We start from the raw sequence: 19,212 nt of genomic DNA, 5'->3' as shown, positions 1-19,212 counted from the left end.
CACTCCTAACCTAATAATAAATTTTTCAACGCTGTAATTCCTAAATCTAAGGCATAGAAAAAGACTAAGAAGAATATTACTGTCGAAACAACTATAACAGTGTATTTAAATAATTCCTCTTTAGTTGGCCAACTTGTCTTTTCCATTTCAGATTTTACACCTTGAAAAAAGCTATCTTTTTTAGCCACTAATAAAACCTCCAAATCTTTTAACAATATCTTTATCACATTCTGCGTATTGTTTATTTTGATTCTTTATGTACTGTATGAGCATTGCATCTTGAACAGTATTTCTTAAGGGTCAATCTTTCAGCAGAGCCTTCTTTTTTGGGTACATTATAATTTCTATTGCCACACTCTTCACAATTCAAGGGTACTTTTTTCACATTCATTCACCTTTACTCATTAATATACCAGTCTACTATACATAAATCTAAATATGAATGTCAAACTAGTATACGTCATATTAAGGTTATATCGTTTCTTGCATTCATATTATTATCACTATTTAAACTTATATTCTAAATGATGTCTTATTTTCATTTTACAACGTTGTATCGCATTGTAAACTACTTTGTCTTTAATAGATAATAGGTTAGCGATTTCCTTAGGCTTATAACCTTTAGTATATAAATCAAATACCTTTTGTTCTTGAAGTGTCAAATATTGTTTTATCACATTGATTGCTTCTATTATTTCTTTTCTCTGTAAATTGACCTCTATCTCGTCTCGATTAAGTATATTAATTTGATAATCTATGACATATTCATTAACCAAATTTTTAAATTGCTTTTGATCAGAGAAACATTTTCTATAATAATCACATTTCACAGATTTAATTAAACATGATACGTATTTTACAAATAATTCATCACATTGGTAATTATACCGTTTGAGTGCTTTGTATATTTTAATCAAGATTTCTTGATATAAATCATCTTTTTCAAATTGATTTTGAGAAATTGAATTAATCCTTTTGATAATTAATGGGTTGAATCGGTGGATAACCTTTTTTAAATCCATTTCTAATCTTTGCAAATCTGGCGATATTTGTTGTTGTTCTAGTTGTCCTTTTTCTTGTGTCATATAAATAGCCTTTCCAAAAATTTAAGACTATTTTATAAGATATCTATTTTAAATAGCAATATTGCAGAAATTAATCTTTTTTATGGTTACCCCTTCTTATTTTTTCAAATTCTGCAAGTATATCTTTAGACAACGGAATTCGAGTTCTTGGTTTCTTTTCTGTGATGTCTTCTAACGATTTACTAACAGTAATTTGATTTTCTTTTAATTCTCTCCACATTTCTCTAGAGGAAATTCGATATGCACCAGAACCAAAAATAGCATGTTGTTCGCTCATATCACTCGTCACAACTGTTATATGCGTTGTGTGTTTGTTATACAATTCATAAACATAGCGCTCAATAAAGCTATCGGCCGTTTCTTTTTCCTTAGTAAATACTGTTCTAACTCCGTGATACATATACTCTCTTTCGATGCCAGATTGTTCATAAGCATCGAATACGCAAACAATCTCGTCGGCGATTACAGCATTATAGTTTGCAATAGCGTCAATCAATTGTTCTCTTGCTTCTTCAAGGTTATCTTTAGCAATTTTACTCAGTGTCGTTGATTGGCCAATCATATTGTAACCGTCAATAATTAAATAACGTTCCTTCATTATTCGTCTCCGTTCGAATGTCTTTTACGGAATACCTCGTACATCATTAAACTTGCAGCAACTGATGCATTTAAACTATTTACATGACCAACCATAGGAATTTTAATATAGAAATCACATTTATCACTTACTAAGCGACTCATGCCTTGTCCTTCACTTCCTATTACAATTGCTAGAGACATATCGGCTTCTAACTCTCTATAGTCTGTTGCATTATTTGCCTCTGTACCAGCAACCCAAAAGCCATTATCTTTTAGTTCATCAATTGTTTTGGCTAAGTTTGTTACTCTGATGACAGGCACATGCTGTATGGCACCTGTAGAAGCCTTAGCAACGGTTTGAGTTAAAGAAACAGAACGTCGTTTAGGAATTATGACGCCATCAACACCAGACGCATCAGCTGTTCTTAAAATTGAACCTAAGTTATGAGGGTCTTCTAAACCGTCTAATATCATAACTGTAGATAATCCTTCTTTTTCTTTTTGTTGTTTTAAAAATTGATCGAAATCAGCATATTCATATGGTGCAATAAGTGCAGCTACTCCCTGATGGGGTGCAGTAGATAAAAAATCTAATTTAGATTTTGGCACTGTTTGTACTATGATTTTTTGATCTTTTGCATTTTTTAAAATATCGTTGATTTGTTGTTTTTTTATACCATCTTGTATCAAAATCTTATTTATTGAATGACCTGAAGTAATAGCTTCTTTTACTGCATGTCTACCAACAATGACTATATCTTCCACTTACTCACGACCTCTCATTAACTATTTCTATTATTTTATTTAGCAATTCTTTCAATCGTTCTTCATTATGTTCTAAATACAAATAACCAAGTACCGCTTCTATAGCTGAACTCTTACGGTAAGTTTGAATGTCTGTATTTTTAGCTTTAGTATAACTTTTAGCATTACGCCCTCTTTTTAATATATCCAGTTCTTCTTCAGTAAACCAACCTTCATCAATAAGCGTTTCAAGTGTTTGTGCTTGGCTTTTAGCTGAGACATATTGTTTTGAAACTTGATGTAATCGGTTAGGTTTACTGCGTAATTTGAGCACGATATATTCACGAACATGCTGATCTAAAACGGCATCACCCATATAAGCTAATGTTAAAGGATTAAGTAATTTCGTATTCATATTATCCACGTTTAAATCTAACACCTTGAGGAGTATCTTCTAAAATAATATTCTTCTCTTTTAAATGGTCTCTAATTTCATCAGCACGTGCGAAATCTTTATTTTTTCTAGCTTCATTACGCTCTTCAATTAATTTTTCAATGTCTTCATCTAATAAATCATCTTGTTGTTTTCCTTTTAATGGTACACCTAATACATCACTAAATATTTGATAAACTTCTTTAAATCTATGAATAACTTGAGTTGAAGTAACATTTTCTAATACATATCGATTGGCTAATTTCGCTAAATCATACCAAGCTGTTACAGCATTAGCTGTATTAAAGTCATCATCCATCACTGATTCAAAATTTGCTAAGATATCATTAATTTGGTCGATATATTCTTCTTGATTTTCAATATCAGTAGCTATTGCTTCTCTTTCTTCAATTAATTGATAACTATTTCTAATACGTTCTAGACCACTTTTAGCTGCACTTACAAGTTCTAAATTATAGTTAATTGGACTACGATAATGCACACTAATCATGAAGAAACGTAAGACATCCGGATCAATTTCTTTTATAATATCGTGCACTAAAATAAAGTTACCTAAAGATTTACTCATTTTTTCATTGTCGATATTTATAAAGCCATTATGCATCCAATAATTAGCAAATGGTGCATGGTTGTGTGCTTCTGATTGTGCAATTTCATTTTCATGGTGAGGGAATTGTAGATCTGAGCCTCCTGCATGAATATCGATTGTTGGTCCAAGCTCGTGAAATGCCATTACTGAACATTCAATATGCCATCCAGGACGACCTTCGCCAAAAGGACTTTCCCAACTAATTTCGCCAGGTTTCGCCTTTTTCCATAAAGTAAAGTCTAGTGCATCTTCTTTTTGGTCTCCTGTTTCGATACGAGCACCTACTTTTAAGTCATCAATCGATTGATGACTTAACTTACCATAATCTTTAAATTGACGTGTTCTGAAATAAACATCTCCGTTACTTTCATAAGCATAGCCTTCATCCACTAATTTCTTGATGAAATCTATAATTTCATCCATGTGATTCATTACTCTTGGATTTGATGTAGCTTTTTTAACGTTAAGCGCACCAACATCTTCATAAAATGCTTTTATATATTTATCTGCAATTTCTGGAACACTTTCGTTAAGTTCTTTTGAACGATTAATTAGTTTGTCATCCACATCAGTAAAGTTTGATACATATATTACTTCATAGCCTTTATATTCAAAATATCTACGTACGACATCATAGTTGATTGCAGGTCTTGCATTACCAATATGAATATAGTTGTATACTGTAGGCCCACAAACATACATTTTTACCTTACCTGGTTCTATAGGTTCAAAAGTCTCTTTTTGACGCGTTAACGTATTATATAATGTAATCATCTTGAATCTCCCCGTTTCTAGTTTTTTCAAGTTGTCTTTCTAAGTGTTTAATTTGTTCATATAATGGATCTGGTAAATTTCGATGATCAAATGTTTTACCAATGCGTTTACCATCTTGTTTAACAATATGACCCGGTATTCCTACTACTGTTGAGTAGCTTGGTACTGATTGTAATACCACTGAATTAGCACCTATATTTACATTAGAGCTAATTTGAATATTACCTAACACTTTTGAGCCGGCTGCAATTAACACGTTGTCACCAATATCTGGGTGTCTCTTTCCTTTTTCTTTACCAGTACCACCTAAAGTAACACCTTGATATATTGTCACGTTATCACCAATAGTACATGTTTCCCCTATAACCACTCCCATGCCATGGTCAATAAATAATCGTTTTCCTATTTTAGCGCCTGGATGTATTTCTATACCTGTAAAAAACCTTGAGATTTGAGATATTGCTCTTGCAGCTACATAGCGTTGTTTATTATATAATTTATGTGCAATTAAATGACTCCATACCGCATGTAGACCTGCATAAGTTGTAACGACTTCAATAGTTGATCGTGCTGCTGGATCCTGTTCAAATACCATTTTTATATCGTCTCTCATTCTTTTTAACAAAACATTCTCCCCCTTAGCCTTATTAGACTATCAACTAAAATTATTTAATAAAAAAGCACCTCTAACAATAATTGCTAGAGGCGCAAAAGCACGGTTCCACTCTTCATTTAGTAAATCACAATTCAATTAACTCAACATTTGATTTACTCTCATTTAATCCATATTTGAATTTATTTTATAGATCAAAGGTGCATTCATTAAATTCCATGATGTGCTCGCAGCAACCGCACACTCTCTGAATCATGTACTACTTAATTACTAATCCTTTGATTAACTCACTTATTACTTTTAATATTATGTGGTAAATTGTAATTTTTCAAGTGTGAATTTTAATTCAACTTTAATTTCACTTTTTAAATATACTGTTTCAAACGAGATAATACTTTATCTTTACCAAGTACTTCAATTGTATTTGGTAATTCAGGACCATGCATTTGACCAGTTACAGCTACACGAATTGGCATAAATAATTGTTTACCTTTTATACCAGTTTCTTTTTGAACTTCTTTAATTGTTTTTTTAATTTCTGTAGCTTCAAATGGTTCAAGTGCTTCTAATTTACCATATAAATGAGTCATTAATTCAGGAACTTGTTCTCCATTAATCACTTCTTGTTCTTCTTCTCCAAATTCTGGCATTTCTTTAAAGAACATTTCTGAAAGTGGTACGATTTCTCCTGCATAACTCATTTCTTTTTGATATAAAGCGACAAGCTTACGTCCCCAATCTAAATCTTCTTCAGATGGATTTTCTGGGATTAAGTTAGCTTTGATTAAATGTGGTAAAGCTAATTCAAATACTGTTTCAGTATCTTTTTGTTTCATATATTGGTTGTTTACCCAAGCTAATTTTTGTTTATCAAAGAATGCTGGTGATTTAGATAAACGTTTTTCATCAAAGATTTTAATGAATTCTTCTTTAGAATAAATTTCTTCTTCGCCTTCAGGTGACCATCCTAATAAAGTAATGAAGTTAAATAAAGCTTCTGGTAAATAACCTAAATCACGATATTGCTCGATAAATTGTAAAATTTGGCCATCACGTTTACTTAATTTTTTACGCTCTTCATTAACAATAAGTGACATATGAGCAAATCTTGGTGCTTCCCATCCAAATGCTTCATAAATCATTAATTGTTTAGGTGTGTTTGAAACATGATCGTCACCACGAATAACATCAGTGATTTCCATAAAGTGATCATCAATTGCTACTGCAAAGTTATATGTTGGTACACCGTCTTTTTTAACGATTACCCAGTCACCCATATTATTTGAATCAAATGAAATTTCACCTTTAACCATATCGTTAAATGCGTACGTTTTGTCTTTAGGTACACGGAATCTAATTGATGGTTGGCGTCCTTCCGCTTCAAATTGTTGGCGTTGTTCTTCAGTTAAGTGAGCATGTTGGCCACCATATCTTGGCATTTCACCACGCGCAATTTGAGCTTCGCGTTCTTCTTCTAATTCTTCTTCAGTCATATAACATTTATAAGCTTTATCTTCATCTAATAATTGTTTGATAAGTGGATTATAGATGTCTGCACGTTCAGATTGACGATAAGGTCCATAACCTTTATCTTTATCTACTGATTCATCCCAGTCTAATCCTAACCATTTTAAATTATCGAATTGTGAAGATTCTCCATCTTCTAAGTTACGTTTTTTATCAGTATCTTCAATTCGTACTACAAAATCGCCATCATAATGTTTAGCAAATAAATAGTTAAATAAAGCAGTACGTGCATTACCAATATGCAAGTAACCTGTTGGACTTGGTGCGTATCTTACTCTTACGCGTTCACTCATTTTATCCACTCCTGTAGTTTAAATTATTAATTTTTTATTGGTGTATACCAATTTTATTCAACTTTTTATTGAATAAGTAACGAATGATTATGTTTATACAGTAAACAATAGTCTGATAATGATTGACTTTGTCATTTACCTTCTAATTTATTAATCATTAATCTCACAAATTGTGTCAAAAATTATTGTAGCACTTCTCAGCTACTTTGATAAGTTACTCGCATTTATTTTTCAAGTAATATATTTCCAGATTATATGAAAATGCCTGCTTAAATTAAATTCATTTAATCAGTTGGTGTTTCATTTAAATTTTTAGCGAATACAATACGTCCGGAAGAAGTTTGTAGTAAACTTATAACTTCTAAATCCACGTGTTGTCCAATCAATTTTTTAGCATTATCGACAACAACCATTGTTCCATCATCTAGATAGCCGACACCCTGACCCGGCTCTTTACCCATTTTAGTTAATAAAATATTCAAATGATCTCCTTGGTGTACATTAGGTTTAATTGCCTCTGAAAGATCATTAACATTCAATGCACTAATTCCATGTACGTGACATACTTTATTAAGATTAAAGTCCGTCGTAATAATATGCGCATGATGTTGTTTTGCTAATTTAATTAATAACATATCAATATCACTATGTGATTTGGTTGGGTTAATGACACGTGTTGGATATTCTAAATCATAAATCTGATTGAGCTTATCCAAACCACGTTGTCCTTTTTCACGCTTTACACTATCATTAGCATCCGCTATAATTTGTAATTCGTTAATTACACCTTGTGGAATAAGTACTTCTCCGTCCATGAACCCACATTTCATAATATCGATAACTCTGCCGTCAATAATAGCACTTGTATCAATTATTTTTGGAACTGCTTTAAAAGAATGTTGAGACATTGAGCGTGAAATATTTTCCGGTAAGAACATCAACATCTCGTCTCTCTTTTTCAAACCAAATTGGAAGCCAAAATAACATAAAATCATCGTAATAATAATTGGTATAAAATGATTTAAAATGGAATTACCAATCAATTCCAAGATAAATGAAATCATAACGGATATTAAAAGTCCGATAATTAAACCAATAGTTGCAAACAAAATCTCTACTGCACTTCTCTTCATTACTGTATGTTCTAATTCTTTAAAAGCGTATGTAATATGTTTAATAAAGAAACCAAAAACAATAAAAAATACAACAATTCCAATTAATCCGTCTATATAATAGTTAGTGAGTATAGGATAATTACCTAAGCCTAAATCTTTTATAACTTCTGGTATTATAATGATGCCTAATGTTGCACCTACTACCATATAAATAACGATTACAATTAATCTTAATGGATTCATTTTTTACCTCCTTTCATTTAAATGATTTATGAATTAAATGCATGCTTTAATGCGTCATGAACTGATGATACACCGACAACTTTAATATCTTCAGGGAATGTCCAACCACCAATATTAGTTTGTGGAATAATCACCCTTTTAAACCCTAATTTTGCAGCTTCTTGAACACGCTGTTCAATTCTTGCTACTCGTCTTACTTCACCAGTCAAACCAACTTCGCCAATAAAACAATCTAAGCCGTCTACTGCTTTATCTTTAAAACTAGATGCAGTAGCAACTATAATACTAAGATCAACTGCTGGTTCAGTTAATTTCACTCCTCCAGCTACTTTAATATATGCATCTTGTTGCTGTAGTAGATAATTTTCTTTTTTCTCTAACACTGCCATTAATAAGCTCAAGCGATTGTGGTCAATGCCTGTAGCCATTCGACGTGGGTTGTTGAATGTTGTAGGCGTTACTAAAGCCTGAACTTCAATTAGTAAAGGCCTTGTTCCTTCCATAGTCGATACTATTGTTGACCCTGGAACATTAGTAGAACGTTCTTCTAAAAACATTTCGGAAGGATTCATAACTCCTTTTAACCCGCTTTGTTTCATTTCAAAAATACCCATCTCATTAGTTGAACCAAAACGGTTTTTAACGGCTCTTAATATTCTATAGGCATGGTGTTCATCACCTTCGAAATAAAGCACTGTATCAACCATGTGTTCGAGTAATCTAGGTCCAGCTATTTGCCCCTCTTTAGTAACATGACCAACAATAAATGTCGCGATATTCATTTGTTTAGCGATATTCATTAAGCTTTGTGTACTCTCTCTTACTTGAGAGACAGAACCAGGTGCGGAACTAATTTCTGGGTGATAAATTGTTTGTATTGAGTCAACGACTAATAAATCTGGATTAATATCTTTAACTGTCTGATAGATTACTTCTAGATCTGTTTCAGCCAACACTTGTAACTTGCTTGAGTCTTCTTCTAAGCGATCTGCACGAAGTTTTGTTTGATTAATTGATTCCTCACCTGTAATGTATAAAACATTTTTAGATTGAGAGAGAGAAGCACAAATTTGTAAAAGTAATGTTGACTTCCCAATACCTGGGTCACCGCCTATTAAGACAAGCGATCCATTTACAATGCCTCCACCAAGTACACGGTTAAACTCTTTTGATTCTGTAAGCACTCGTGGTGTAGATTCATGTTTAATACTGTCCAGTGTTTGTACTTTTCCTGCAGTTTCTTTGGATTTAACACCATGTTTTGGATTGGCGGCTTTTTCAACTATTTCTTCCATTTGGTTCCATGCACCACAGTTAGGGCATTTCCCCATCCATTTTGGAGATTGATAGCCACATGCCATACATTCAAATATTATTTTTTTCTTGGCCAAATTCGCACCCCCGTTTTATTTAAGAACAAATCTATTTTAAACTGACAAATTCATAATGACAAATTAAATGTTAATACTTTAATTAATTATTTAAAATAATTCAAAATCACTATGATTATGTCAATTTTTGTATTGTATTATTTGTTCGACACCTTCTTGTTATCAATTCATCGTTCTCTTCAATTCATACTAATTATTTCAAAAATCTTTGATATCATCGTCTATTATTATGGCACATCTTGATAGAGTATTCATTTATTTTTTATAATGATTCTAATTTAACATTACTAAATAAAGAGGCAGGGACATTTTAGTCCCTACCTCTTTATTAATAATCAATCTATAAGTTGATTACGCTTCTGTAGAAGCTTTATCTTCTTTTTTATCTTGAATATCATATTTAAATTCTTCACCATCATGATCAACAGTTACATTCTTACCTTCTAATTGATTACCGTCTAATATTAATTCACTTAGGTTATCTTCAACTGTCTTCTGAATTGCGCGGATAAGTGGTCTTGCACCATATTCTGGGTCATATCCTTCTTCAGCAATTTTTTCTTTAGCTTTTTCAGTTACTTCAATATTTATATTTTGTTCTGATAAGCGTAGTGTTAATTTATTAACCATCATAGTTACGATTTCTTTAAGTTCATCTTTAGATAATTTATGGAAAACAATAATGTCATCCACACGGTTTAAGAATTCTGGACGGAATGCATTTTTAAGTTCTTTCATCATTGTTTTACGTATTGATTCATAATCTTGACCATCATTGGCACCACCAAAACCTGCGAAACGTTGATCTTGTAATTCTTGAGCGCCAACATTTGAAGTCATAATAATCACTGTATTACGGAAGTCAACTTGACGTCCTTTAGTATCAGTTAAATGACCATCATCTAATACTTGTAGCAAGATATTAAATACGTCTGGATGTGCTTTTTCAATTTCATCGAATAGTATAACTGAATAAGGTTTACGTCTAACTTTTTCAGTTAATTGGCCACCGTCATCATGGCCTACATAGCCAGGAGGGGCACCAACTAAACGACTGACAGCGTGTTTTTCCATAAATTCACTCATATCAACACGAATCATTGCATCATCTTCGCCAAACATAGATTCAGCTAAAGCACGAGCTAGTTCTGTTTTACCTACGCCTGTAGGACCTAAGAATATAAAGCTACCAATTGGACGTTTAGGATCTTTTAATCCTGCTCTTGCACGTCTTACCGCTTTACTAATAGAAGTCACAGCATCTTTTTGACCAATAACTCGATGATGTAATGTGTCTTCTAAGTTAAGTAAGCGATCTGATTCAGTTTCATTAATTCTTGTTAATGGAATACCTGTCCAACCCGCAATAACTTCTGCAATATCTTCTTCAGATAATGATGTACTTACGCCATCTTGTGCGTTTTTCCATTCATTTTTAACTTCTTCAAACTGTTTTTCTAATTTAGTTTGTTTATCTCTAAGATTTGCCGCGTTTTCAAATTCTTGAGCGTGAACGGCTGCGTCTTTTTCATTTTTAACTTTTTCAATTTGTTGTTCAATTTCTTTTAAGTTATTAGGTGTTGTATGACTTTTTAGTCTTACTTTTGAGCTTGCTTCGTCAATTAAATCAATTGCTTTATCAGGTAAAAATCTATCTGATACATAACGATGACTTAATTTAGCTGCCGCTTCTAAAGCTTCATCTGAAATGTTAATACGATGATGGGCTTCATAACGGTCACGAAGTCCTTTTAAAATTGCAACAGTATCTTCAACTGAAGGTTCATCAACTTGTATAGGTTGGAAACGACGTTCTAATGCTGCGTCTTTTTCAATATTTTTGCGATATTCGTCTAAAGTAGTCGCACCAATGCATTGTAATTCTCCACGAGCTAAAGCAGGTTTTAGAATATTAGAAGCATCTATGGCACCTTCAGCTCCACCAGCACCGACTAATGTGTGCAATTCATCAATAAATAGAATAACATTGCCTGCTTGATGAATTTCTTCCATTACTTTTTTCAAACGTTCTTCGAATTCGCCACGATATTTAGTTCCAGCTACAACTGTTCCCATATCTAAAGACATGACACGTTTGTTTTTCAATGTTTCTGGTACTTCATTATTTACAATTGCTTGCGCTAATCCTTCAGCAATCGCTGTTTTACCTACACCAGGTTCACCAATTAATACTGGGTTGTTTTTAGTACGACGACTAAGTACTTCTATAACACGTGTGATTTCTTTATCACGTCCTACTACAGGATCTAATGTTCCATCTTTAGCAATGACTGTTAAATCACGTGCTAAACCATCTAAAGTTGGTGTGTTATTAGATTTATTTGCTTGAGCATTTTTATTACTCATTTCTGGACTACCTAAAGCTTTAACGACTTGAGCACGTGCTTTTGTAATATTTAAATCGAGATTTGCAAATACACGTGCAGCTACGCCTTCGTTTTCTCTAATTAAACCAAGTAGTATATGTTCTGTTCCTACGAAATTATGATGTAATTTTCGTGCTTCATCCATTGATAATTCAATAACTTTTTTAGCTCTAGGCGTATAGTGAAGTGTCGCCATTGGTTCTTGACCGTGTCCAATAAGTTTTTCTACTTCTTCTACTACTCTGTCCTCTGTAATATTAAAACTTTCTAATACTTTTGCTGCAATGCCTTCAGGTTCTTTCATTAAACCTAGTAAAAGATGTTCTGTTCCAATATTTGAATGATTCAATCGAATTGCTTCTTCTTGTGCATGTGCTAACACACGCTGCGCACGTTCTGTTAATCTACCAAATAGCATATAATGTGTTACCTCCTATTTTATATGTTCTCTCAAAATATTAGCTCTTTTTTCATTGACTGGTGTTTCATCTTCTTCATCAAATAAAAATGGAGTTTGAATGCCTACCATTAATTCATTAAATTTAAAATTATCAAGTTTAATATAATTTAAATCTATACCTAATTTAACTTCACTCAACCGGTATGATGCTTCTTCCATAGAAATAAGTCTGCTATTTTGAAGTATTCCTAGCGAACGATAAACTCTATCTAACGTTTCTAATTGCTTATGCTCATCTAATCTTTCCCGAATTTGAAGCTCTTCATTTATAATCTGATTAATAACTTCTGTTAAGTTTTCAATAATTTCTTCTTCTGTTTTCCCCAATGTTAATTGGTTTGAAACCTGATAAATATGACCATATACTTGTGATCCTTCACCATAAATACCTCGAATTGTAAATCCAAATCTATTTATAGTTTGAGAAATGCCTGTCATTCTTTTCATAATTGAAAGACCTGGTAAGTGCAACATCACGCTTGCTCTCATCCCAGTACCTATATTAGTAGGACAAGTAGTTAAATAACCTAAATGTTCATCATAACTAATATCAAGTTTTTGATCTATTGTATCATCAAGTGCTGAGGCTTCTTTGTACAATCTTTCCAATGATAAATCAGTACCTAATGCTTGAATTCTTATATGGTCTTCTTCATTTATCATTACACTGATAGATTCATCATCTTTTAACATGACAGCTGCTGCCGGTTGTTTAATTAATTCTGGACTTACTAAATGTTTAGCTACTAACTTCATTTTATTTTGTTGGTCCATCACATCTAGTCTTTTTAAAGTCATATTAGGTAAAGCATCTTGTACTTCATTAATAACTCTGAATCCATCTTGTTCTGTTGGGAACATAAGGGGGTGAACGTGATTTTCTAGATTTCTAGCTAAACGAATTCTTGATGAAATCACAACCGGTGCTTCCTTTGCTGTTTTCATCCATTTACTTACATTTGGCTCTAAGTCACTCATCATGTTGCACCTCGCCCTCTTCACGTAGCGCTTTAATTTCATCACGTATAATGGCTGCTTGTTCAAAATCTTGTTCATCTATTAACTTTTGTAAATATTGATTTTTTTCTTCGATTTTCTTTTTAAGTGCAAGTTTATGATAAGAAGACTGAGGTACTTTTCCAACATGTTCAAATTGACCACCTTGCACACGTCTAACAATATCTAAAATGTCATCTTTAAAAGTTGCGTAACAATCTGAACAACCGAATTTACCTACATGTGCAATATCTTTTAAAGTCATCTGACAAGTTGGACATCGCTTTTCTTCTTTAAATGCCATTTCTTGAAAATTAATACCATGCTTAGTAGCTAAATGTTGTAATATTTGTTTTACAACAAATGCTTCTTCGATATCATCTTGATGATATGATGATTGTTCTTGATGTGTCCATGGATTATCACCTTGTGCGCAAGTACTACATACCCATTTTTCTTGCACACCATCTTTACTTTTAACAGTTAATTTAACTTCAGCCTCATTTAAATGGCAATTTTCACAAAGCAAAAAGCAACACCTCAATTCTCCTAATAATAATTGATAACTGGTAAAATTCTTTTGAGAATATTAGCTCTAATAATATCACGAGATACAATATCCATTTTCAGAGTTTCTCGATCAATTGCTGCAATAATCATTTTAGCTTCTCTTTCATTAACTAGTCCTTTATCTAACAACCCATCTATTAAATAGAGTGCTTGTTGTTGAGATATGGATGGACCTATTAACTGAAGTAAATGATTAATATAACCTGTCTCATCTTTGTTTTCAATTTTTGTGATTCGGATGTAACCACCGCCACCACGTTTACTTTCTATTTCGTAACCATGCTCATTTGTGAATCGTGTTTTAATAACATAGTTTAATTGAGAAGGGACACAATCAAAACGTTGAGCTATGTTTGCTCTTTGAATTTCAACCACGTCTTCATTGGTTTCTTCAAATAAATGTTTAATGTATTGTTCTATGATGTCGGACATATTATGCATGATTATCACCTCTTTTTTGACCTTCTTTGACTATATTATATGACCAACTTTGACCATTTTCAATTATTTTGACTTTAAATTTTTAAAATTTATGATGTTAGCGTTTCTATTTTATTGTATGATAGACAATAGAATAAATTAAAGGAATGAAAAAACACATGCATATTCTCATTGGGATTATTGGAATCATTTTCTTCTTAGCACTCGCGTACTTATTTAGTTCAGATAGAAAGAATATTCGATGGCAATATGTTGGATTATTGCTAGTTATTCAATTAATTTTTGCGTTTATTTTACTTAAAACTAATATTGGTATTTCAGTCATTGGTGCTATATCTAATGGATTTGGTTATTTATTGTCAAAAGCAGCTGAAGGAGTTAATTTTGTTTTTGGTGGCTTTAAATATATTGACCCTAAAAACCCACCATTTTTCTTTAACGTTTTATTACCAATTGTATTTATTTCAGCATTAATTGGTATCTTGCAGTATACAAGAATTTTACCTCTTATTATTAATGTCTTAGGTTTTCTTATTTCAAAAATTAATGGTATGGGTAGATTAGAATCTTACAATGCTGTAGCAGCAGCAATTTTAGGTCAATCAGAAGTGTTTATCTCATTAAAACAACAATTACCTTACATACCTAAACAACGTTTATATACATTAACGGCATCAGCAATGTCTACAGTATCAGCTTCAATTATTGGTGCTTACTTTACATTGATTGAACCAAAATACGTTGTAACAGCTGTTGTATTAAATTTATTTGGTGGCTTCATTATTGCATCTATCATTAATCCATATAAAGTTAATGAAGAAGATGATAAATTATTAGTTGCTGAAAGTGAAACAAAAAATCAATCTTTCTTTGAAATGCTTGGAGAGTATATCTTAGACGGATTTAAAGTTGCAGTAATAGTTGGTGCAATGTTAATTGGATATATCGCAATTATCGCATTACTAAATGGTTTAGTGAGCGGCGGCTTTAGTTTAGCAAGTGGTGGCGCAATCAAATGGGATTTCCAAACTTTAATTGGATTTGTATTTGCTCCGTTTGCATTTTTAGCAGGTGTTCCATGGAACGATGCAGTTCAATCAGGTTCTGTGATGGCTACTAAACTATTATCAAATGAATTTGTGGCAATGCAAGCACTTGGTAAATTAAATGGGATTTCTGAACATGCTAAAGGTGTTACTTCAGTATTCTTAGTATCATTTGCAAACTTTAGTTCAATTGGAATTATTTCAGGTGCTATTAAATCTCTTAATGATAAAAAAGGTGATGTTGTTGCAAGATTCGGATTAAAATTATTATTCGGTGCAACTCTTGTATCATTCATTTCAGCAGCAATTGCTGGATTCTTCATCTAATAATAAATAAAAGGCAATGCATACATTGGAGTTTGTAACCAATCCAATCATGCATTGCCTTATTTTTATTTTTGAATCATATGATTAATAAAATAATCAGTTACTCGGTAATCATCTGTTAATTCTGGATGGAAAGAAACTCCTAAATATTTATCTTGCTTTACAGCGACAATTTTGTCGCCTACTTCGCTTAAGATTTCAACATTATCTCCAACTTTTGCTATATGAGGTGCTCTAATAAATACGCCTTCAATATCAGTAGCTATACCTTTTATTTCTAATTCGGATTCAAAACTATCTACCTGTCTTCCAAATGAATTACGTTCAACAGTAATATCCAACTTATTTAAATATCCAGTTTCTCCTTCAACATCACTGGCTAATACTATTAGCCCTGCACATGTACCAAACATAGGTAATTCTGATTGTTGTAACTTTTCTTTAAAACCATATAAATCCATTAATCTTCTCAATGTTGTTGACTCGCCACCAGGTAATATTAAGCCATCAATATCATCTAACTGTTCTACTTTTTTGATTGCAATACCTTCATGACCACTTAACTCTATATGTCGAATATGTTCTCGAACTGCTCCTTGCAGTGCTAATACACCTATTTTCATATACTACCAACCACGCTCTTGCATACGTTCTTCTAAAGAAATTTGATTAATATCTAAACCTTTCATAGCTGTACCTAATTCTGCTGCTAGTTTACCGATAAGTTCATAGTCTTGATAATGAGTAGTAGCTTGAACGATAGCTTTAGCAAATTTTTCCGGATCTTCAGATTTAAAAATACCTGATCCAACAAATACTCCATCTGCGCCTAATTCCATCATTAAGGCAGCATCTTGAGGAGTAGCAACACCACCAGCTGCAAAGTTTACGACTGGTAATCTACCATGATCTTTAATTTGTTTTAATACTTCGTATGGTGCACCAATATCTTTGGCAAAAGTCATGATTTCGTCATCATTCATAACAGTCAAACGACTTACTTCAGCATTCACTCTTCTCATATGTCTAACTGCTTCTACTATATTACCTGTACCAGGCTCTCCTTTAGTACGTAACATAGCTGCTCCTTCGCCAATACGACGAGCTGCTTCGCCCAGATTACGACAACCACAAACGAAAGGTACAGTGAATTGATCTTTACGTAAATGGTATTCTTCATCTGCTGGAGTTAATACTTCTGATTCATCTATATAGTCCACTCCCATTGCTTCTAAAACGCGCGCCTCTGTAATATGACCAATTCGTGCTTTAGCCATTACTGGGATTGATACTGCATTCATTACTTCTTCAACAATTTTAGGATTAGCACTACGAGCAACGCCACCCGCCGCTCTAATATCAGAAGGTACTCTTTCTAAAGCCATTACTGCTACAGCACCAGCTTCTTCAGCAATTTTCGCTTGTTCAGCATTAACTACGTCCATAATGACGCCGCCTTTTTGCATTTCAGCCATACCACGTTTAACTCTTTCAGATCCAACTATTTTAGACATACAATCTACCCCTTTACTTCTTGATTAAATTTATTGTAAAGGATAAACTGATATTTAAAAAGGTTCAATTTATACATAATAAAGGCGGTCAGTTTAATGAGACATTCTAATTCATTATATTTAGATTTATATGAAAAACTGAAAAAACAAATAATAGAAGGACAATATCAATCCAACGATAGATTTCCCTCTAAACGACAATTAAGCGAACATTTATCTTTAAGTAACACAACGATTGAGCATGCCTATCAATTACTACTAGATGAAGGATTTATATACTCTAAACCGAGATCTGGATACTATGTATCTGATATTGAATCATTACCGGTTCTTCCTAACCCCTATGTAACAATTTCAAATGAACAAATTGATGGAATTGATTTAAATGTAGAACATAATGATTATGATTATTCTTTTAATTTATCAGAAATTGATGCAGAACATTTCCCATCTCATTTATTCCGGAAATACGCTAAAGAAGTATTTGAAGATCATAACTTAGATTTTTTACAAAGAGGTAATAAACAAGGGGAATTCGAGTTAAGACAACAAATTGCACATTACTTATTCACTAGTAGAGGTGTTACTGCGCACCCTCAACAAATTGTTATTGGTTCTTCTACTGAACAATTATTAAATATGCTAACTGATATACTTGAATCTTCATCATTTATTATTGAAAAGCCAAGTTATCCACCTATTAAACAAGTTCTAGATAAAAAGAAATTTAAATATTTACAAGTACCAGTCGAAAAAAGCGGCATACAAACTAAACCCATTTTTTCTTCGAATTATAACGTACTTTATATTACTCCATCACATCAATTTCCAACAGGACACGTTATGAATTTGAAAAAAAGAACACAGCTTATCAATTGGGCTCAACATCAAACTAACAGATATATTATTGAAGATGATTATGATTCAGAGTTTAGATATTTTGGAAAGCCAATACCCGCATTACAAAGTCTAGATTCACAAGATAAAATTATTTACATCAGTACATTCTCTAAATCAATTTACCCAAGCTGTAGAATAGCGTATATAGTATTACCTCCTAAAATATTAGATTTATACCACCAATATGATTATAGTGAAGCAAACACTGCTCCAGTACATATACAAAGAATTATCGCTCAATTCATGAGCAGTGGAAGTTTTGAACGTCATTTAAATAAAATGAGGAAAATTTATAAAGAAAAATTAACGTATATTTTAAATGCACTTTCCCCATATGAAGAACAACTAAAAGTTGATGGTGCTTTAACTGGTATGCATTTTACATTAACAGTTTTAAATGGATTAAGTATGGAAGAATGCATAGATCGTGCTAAACATCACTCATTAAAATTAACACCATATCAATTCGATGATGATGTAAAAATAAAACCAAAGTTTATTATAGGTTTTGGAGGAATTCCAAAAGAACAATTAAATTCACATACAGAAGCCCTTATTAATTCGTTAATTATAAAGTAACACTTCTTTTTATTTAAAAAGTTAGTGTTACTTATGCAATTGACTTTAGTCTATTGTATTCATAATTAACTTTACAAAAACATTCCTTAATATATTAGTTGCATATTCTAAAAATGATTTCATCATCCAAAAATATTGTATTAAAAAACTGGACAGATAAAATTTGAATTTTCATCCGTCCAGTTTTTTATTAAATAGATAAATTAAGACATAAAAAAAAGACCTTACGGTCTCAATGCGGCTCATCGCATCCTATCATTTGCCTGGCATATATAGTTGTACTTAATAGCTAAAGCTATTAAGTAAGTAAAACAATGCGATTATAAATCGCTGTTTTGCTTTAGAACGTTAGTCTGCTACCATCGGCGCTAAGGAGCTTTCTCAACTCGAGATAAACGCTCGCATTCTTCTTCTTTTTCGTCTCTCTCTTACTCACTTAGCTCGACTAAGCTCGTAGCGTTCTTTACCCCAACTTGCATTGCTTGTTGAATTTTCTACCAAAATCCTCTATGTTAGGGCCCCGCTCTTCATTGATGATTTAAAGCACTTCACTTTTTATGTATAAAAAAAAAGAGACCTTACGGT

Annotated in this window: 19 protein-coding genes; 2 read left to right on the top strand and 17 right to left on the bottom strand. The window is 32.4% G+C overall.

Annotated elements, in window-relative coordinates; translation table 11 throughout:
- Nucleotides 1-5: 5 nt before the first annotated feature.
- The 15 genes from secE to GVY01_RS00280 all read right to left on the bottom strand — a co-directional run bounded on the left by secE (nucleotide 6) and on the right by GVY01_RS00280 (nucleotide 14,261).
- Complete coding sequence (gene secE / locus GVY01_RS00350; RefSeq protein WP_017637530.1) at nucleotides 6-188, bottom strand: preprotein translocase subunit SecE; 183 nt, start codon at nucleotides 186-188, stop codon at nucleotides 6-8.
- A gap of 53 nt (nucleotides 189-241) precedes the next feature.
- Nucleotides 242-385: a 50S ribosomal protein L33 gene (gene rpmG / locus GVY01_RS00345; RefSeq protein WP_026083498.1), complete on the bottom strand. Its 144-nt coding sequence runs from the start codon at nucleotides 383-385 to the stop codon at nucleotides 242-244.
- 118 nt (nucleotides 386-503) lie between these two features.
- Nucleotides 504-1,085 (bottom strand): sigma-70 family RNA polymerase sigma factor, encoded by a 582-nt coding sequence (locus GVY01_RS00340; protein ID WP_108017004.1) that lies wholly within the window; start codon nucleotides 1,083-1,085, stop codon nucleotides 504-506.
- A 70-nt stretch (nucleotides 1,086-1,155) separates the two neighbouring features.
- Nucleotides 1,156-1,683: an NYN domain-containing protein gene (locus tag GVY01_RS00335; RefSeq protein WP_017638455.1), complete on the bottom strand. Its 528-nt coding sequence runs from the start codon at nucleotides 1,681-1,683 to the stop codon at nucleotides 1,156-1,158.
- Nucleotides 1,683-2,429, bottom strand: a complete 747-nt coding sequence (gene rlmB, locus GVY01_RS00330) for a 23S rRNA (guanosine(2251)-2'-O)-methyltransferase RlmB (protein ID WP_017638456.1) — start codon at nucleotides 2,427-2,429, stop codon at nucleotides 1,683-1,685. Before rlmB ends, GVY01_RS00335 begins: the two co-directional genes overlap by 1 nt.
- A 4-nt stretch (nucleotides 2,430-2,433) precedes the next feature.
- Nucleotides 2,434-2,823 carry a Mini-ribonuclease 3 gene (locus tag GVY01_RS00325; RefSeq protein ID WP_026083540.1) on the bottom strand — a complete coding sequence of 130 codons (390 nt, stop codon included), beginning with the start codon at nucleotides 2,821-2,823 and terminating at the stop codon, nucleotides 2,434-2,436.
- A 1-nt stretch (nucleotide 2,824) separates the two neighbouring features.
- Nucleotides 2,825-4,225, bottom strand: a complete 1,401-nt coding sequence (gene cysS / locus GVY01_RS00320; protein ID WP_017638458.1) for a cysteine--tRNA ligase — start codon at nucleotides 4,223-4,225, stop codon at nucleotides 2,825-2,827.
- Complete coding sequence (gene cysE / locus GVY01_RS00315) at nucleotides 4,209-4,838, bottom strand: serine O-acetyltransferase (RefSeq protein WP_176745279.1); 630 nt, start codon at nucleotides 4,836-4,838, stop codon at nucleotides 4,209-4,211. Before cysE ends, cysS begins: the two co-directional genes overlap by 17 nt.
- A gap of 365 nt (nucleotides 4,839-5,203) precedes the next feature.
- Nucleotides 5,204-6,658: a glutamate--tRNA ligase gene (gltX, locus tag GVY01_RS00310; protein WP_017638460.1), complete on the bottom strand. Its 1,455-nt coding sequence runs from the start codon at nucleotides 6,656-6,658 to the stop codon at nucleotides 5,204-5,206.
- 284 nt (nucleotides 6,659-6,942) lie between these two features.
- The gene (locus GVY01_RS00305; RefSeq protein ID WP_017638461.1) at nucleotides 6,943-8,016 is read right to left on the bottom strand and encodes a PIN/TRAM domain-containing protein; all 1,074 of its coding nucleotides are present in this window, start codon (nucleotides 8,014-8,016) and stop codon (nucleotides 6,943-6,945) included.
- A 26-nt stretch (nucleotides 8,017-8,042) separates the two neighbouring features.
- Nucleotides 8,043-9,407 (bottom strand): DNA repair protein RadA, encoded by a 1,365-nt coding sequence (gene radA / locus GVY01_RS00300; RefSeq protein ID WP_017638462.1) that lies wholly within the window; start codon nucleotides 9,405-9,407, stop codon nucleotides 8,043-8,045.
- Between the two features lie 351 nt (nucleotides 9,408-9,758).
- A complete protein-coding gene (locus GVY01_RS00295; protein WP_017638463.1) occupies nucleotides 9,759-12,212 on the bottom strand; it encodes an ATP-dependent Clp protease ATP-binding subunit in 2,454 nt (817 codons plus the stop codon).
- A gap of 15 nt (nucleotides 12,213-12,227) precedes the next feature.
- Nucleotides 12,228-13,232 (bottom strand): protein arginine kinase, encoded by a 1,005-nt coding sequence (locus GVY01_RS00290; protein ID WP_017638464.1) that lies wholly within the window; start codon nucleotides 13,230-13,232, stop codon nucleotides 12,228-12,230.
- Complete coding sequence (locus GVY01_RS00285) at nucleotides 13,225-13,779, bottom strand: UvrB/UvrC motif-containing protein (RefSeq protein ID WP_017638465.1); 555 nt, start codon at nucleotides 13,777-13,779, stop codon at nucleotides 13,225-13,227. The genes GVY01_RS00290 and GVY01_RS00285 overlap by 8 nt, the downstream gene beginning before the upstream one ends.
- A gap of 20 nt (nucleotides 13,780-13,799) precedes the next feature.
- On the bottom strand, nucleotides 13,800-14,261 hold the full coding sequence (locus tag GVY01_RS00280) for a CtsR family transcriptional regulator (protein WP_002451197.1): 462 nt from the start codon (nucleotides 14,259-14,261) through the stop codon (nucleotides 13,800-13,802).
- A gap of 158 nt (nucleotides 14,262-14,419) precedes the next feature.
- Between GVY01_RS00280 and GVY01_RS00275 the strand changes: the two genes are divergently transcribed.
- Complete coding sequence (locus GVY01_RS00275) at nucleotides 14,420-15,634, top strand: NupC/NupG family nucleoside CNT transporter (RefSeq protein ID WP_017638466.1); 1,215 nt, start codon at nucleotides 14,420-14,422, stop codon at nucleotides 15,632-15,634.
- Between the two features lie 65 nt (nucleotides 15,635-15,699).
- Here GVY01_RS00275 and pdxT read toward each other — a convergent pair whose 3' ends face one another.
- Complete coding sequence (gene pdxT, locus GVY01_RS00270) at nucleotides 15,700-16,257, bottom strand: pyridoxal 5'-phosphate synthase glutaminase subunit PdxT (RefSeq protein ID WP_017638467.1); 558 nt, start codon at nucleotides 16,255-16,257, stop codon at nucleotides 15,700-15,702.
- A gap of 3 nt (nucleotides 16,258-16,260) precedes the next feature.
- Nucleotides 16,261-17,148 carry a pyridoxal 5'-phosphate synthase lyase subunit PdxS gene (gene pdxS / locus GVY01_RS00265; RefSeq protein ID WP_017638468.1) on the bottom strand — a complete coding sequence of 296 codons (888 nt, stop codon included), beginning with the start codon at nucleotides 17,146-17,148 and terminating at the stop codon, nucleotides 16,261-16,263.
- A 96-nt stretch (nucleotides 17,149-17,244) separates the two neighbouring features.
- Here pdxS and pdxR point away from each other — a divergent pair, with 96 nt between their 5' ends.
- Nucleotides 17,245-18,627: a MocR-like pyridoxine biosynthesis transcription factor PdxR gene (gene pdxR / locus GVY01_RS00260; RefSeq protein WP_017638469.1), complete on the top strand. Its 1,383-nt coding sequence runs from the start codon at nucleotides 17,245-17,247 to the stop codon at nucleotides 18,625-18,627.
- Nucleotides 18,628-19,212: the final 585 nt, after the last annotated feature.

Source organism: Staphylococcus sp. 8AQ (assembly GCF_902506595.1).
GTDB classification, from domain to species: Bacteria; Bacillota; Bacilli; order Staphylococcales; family Staphylococcaceae; genus Staphylococcus; species Staphylococcus pasteuri.
Note: the sequence above shows the minus strand (reverse complement) of the source record. Positions and strands in the feature narration are given on the sequence as shown.

What these genes read in the sequence shown, in the direction of transcription:
- GVY01_RS00340 (WP_108017004.1), bottom strand. Translation starts at nt 1,085, where the DNA reads ATGACACAAGAAAAAGGACAACTAGAACAACAACAAATATCGCCAGAT.
- GVY01_RS00335 (WP_017638455.1), bottom strand. Translation starts at nt 1,683, where the DNA reads ATGAAGGAACGTTATTTAATTATTGACGGTTACAATATGATTGGCCAA.
- GVY01_RS00325 (WP_026083540.1), bottom strand. Translation starts at nt 2,823, where the DNA reads ATGAATACGAAATTACTTAATCCTTTAACATTAGCTTATATGGGTGAT.
- cysS (WP_017638458.1), bottom strand. Translation starts at nt 4,225, where the DNA reads ATGATTACATTATATAATACGTTAACGCGTCAAAAAGAGACTTTTGAA.
- cysE (WP_176745279.1), bottom strand. Translation starts at nt 4,838, where the DNA reads ATGAGAGACGATATAAAAATGGTATTTGAACAGGATCCAGCAGCACGA.
- gltX (WP_017638460.1), bottom strand. Translation starts at nt 6,658, where the DNA reads ATGAGTGAACGCGTAAGAGTAAGATACGCACCAAGTCCAACAGGTTAC.
- GVY01_RS00305 (WP_017638461.1), bottom strand. Translation starts at nt 8,016, where the DNA reads ATGAATCCATTAAGATTAATTGTAATCGTTATTTATATGGTAGTAGGT.
- GVY01_RS00295 (WP_017638463.1), bottom strand. Translation starts at nt 12,212, where the DNA reads ATGCTATTTGGTAGATTAACAGAACGTGCGCAGCGTGTGTTAGCACAT.
- GVY01_RS00290 (WP_017638464.1), bottom strand. Translation starts at nt 13,232, where the DNA reads ATGAGTGACTTAGAGCCAAATGTAAGTAAATGGATGAAAACAGCAAAG.
- GVY01_RS00280 (WP_002451197.1), bottom strand. Translation starts at nt 14,261, where the DNA reads ATGCATAATATGTCCGACATCATAGAACAATACATTAAACATTTATTT.
- GVY01_RS00275 (WP_017638466.1), top strand. Translation starts at nt 14,420, where the DNA reads ATGCATATTCTCATTGGGATTATTGGAATCATTTTCTTCTTAGCACTC.
- pdxT (WP_017638467.1), bottom strand. Translation starts at nt 16,257, where the DNA reads ATGAAAATAGGTGTATTAGCACTGCAAGGAGCAGTTCGAGAACATATT.
- pdxS (WP_017638468.1), bottom strand. Translation starts at nt 17,148, where the DNA reads ATGTCTAAAATAGTTGGATCTGAAAGAGTTAAACGTGGTATGGCTGAA.
- pdxR (WP_017638469.1), top strand. Translation starts at nt 17,245, where the DNA reads ATGAGACATTCTAATTCATTATATTTAGATTTATATGAAAAACTGAAA.